The sequence below is a fragment of the Shewanella mytili genome (genome assembly GCF_046765975.1).
Classification (GTDB): domain Bacteria; phylum Pseudomonadota; class Gammaproteobacteria; order Enterobacterales; family Shewanellaceae; genus Shewanella; species Shewanella mytili.
In genome coordinates this window covers 1-1593 of sequence record NZ_JBKOUD010000032.1, presented here as the reverse complement: position 1 = coordinate 1593, position 1593 = coordinate 1, and the positions used below count along the sequence as shown (strand labels likewise).

Sequence of the window (1593 nt, the reverse complement as noted above, 5' to 3'; positions counted from 1 at the left end):
AAAAAACTTTCAATTGAAGAGTTTGATCATGGCTCAGATTGAACGCTGGCGGCAGGCCTAACACATGCAAGTCGAGCGGTAACATTTCAAAAGCTTGCTTTTGAAGATGACGAGCGGCGGACGGGTGAGTAATGCCTGGGAATTTGCCCATTCGAGGGGGATAACAGTTGGAAACGACTGCTAATACCGCATACGCCCTACGGGGGAAAGCAGGGGAACTTAGGTCCTTGCGCGAATGGATAAGCCCAGGTGGGATTAGCTAGTAGGTGAGGTAAAGGCTCACCTAGGCGACGATCTCTAGCTGGTCTGAGAGGATGATCAGCCACACTGGAACTGAGACACGGTCCAGACTCCTACGGGAGGCAGCAGTGGGGAATATTGCACAATGGGGGAAACCCTGATGCAGCCATGCCGCGTGTGTGAAGAAGGCCTTCGGGTTGTAAAGCACTTTCAGTCAGGAGGAAGGTGGTGAGGTTAATACCCTCATCAATTGACGTTACTGACAGAAGAAGCACCGGCTAACTCCGTGCCAGCAGCCGCGGTAATACGGAGGGTGCGAGCGTTAATCGGAATTACTGGGCGTAAAGCGTGCGCAGGCGGTTTGTTAAGCGAGATGTGAAAGCCCCGGGCTTAACCTGGGAATCGCATTTGGAACTGGCAGACTAGAGTCTTGTAGAGGGGGGTAGAATTCCAGGTGTAGCGGTGAAATGCGTAGAGATCTGGAGGAATACCGGTGGCGAAGGCGGCCCCCTGGACAAAGACTGACGCTCAGGCACGAAAGCGTGGGGAGCAAACAGGATTAGATACCCTGGTAGTCCACGCCGTAAACGATGTCTACTCGGAGTTTGGTGTCTTGAACACTGGGCTCTCAAGCTAACGCATTAAGTAGACCGCCTGGGGAGTACGGCCGCAAGGTTAAAACTCAAATGAATTGACGGGGGCCCGCACAAGCGGTGGAGCATGTGGTTTAATTCGATGCAACGCGAAGAACCTTACCTACTCTTGACATCCAGAGAACTTTCCAGAGATGGATTGGTGCCTTCGGGAACTCTGAGACAGGTGCTGCATGGCTGTCGTCAGCTCGTGTTGTGAAATGTTGGGTTAAGTCCCGCAACGAGCGCAACCCTTATCCTTACTTGCCAGCGGGTAATGCCGGGAACTGTAGGGAGACTGCCGGTGATAAACCGGAGGAAGGTGGGGACGACGTCAAGTCATCATGGCCCTTACGAGTAGGGCTACACACGTGCTACAATGGACAGTACAGAGGGAAGCAAAGCGGCGACGTGGAGCGGAACCCAGAAAGCTGTTCGTAGTCCGGATTGGAGTCTGCAACTCGACTCCATGAAGTCGGAATCGCTAGTAATCGTGGATCAGAATGCCACGGTGAATACGTTCCCGGGCCTTGTACACACCGCCCGTCACACCATGGGAGTGGTTTGCACCAGAAGTAGATAGCTTAACCTTCGGGGGGGCGTTTACCACGGTGTGGATCATGACTGGGGTGAAGTCGTAACAAGGTAGCCCTAGGGGAACCTGGGGCTGGATCACCTCCTTACCAAAGCGATGGTGTTTGTTGTGAGTGTTCACACAGAT

At 53.4% G+C, this 1593-nt stretch carries 1 rRNA gene; it reads left to right on the top strand.

Features of this window, described 5'->3' with window-relative positions:
- Window positions 1-10: 10 nt before the first annotated feature.
- Window positions 11-1555 (top strand): 16S ribosomal RNA (locus tag ACIDEJ_RS15205).
- Window positions 1556-1593: the final 38 nt, after the last annotated feature.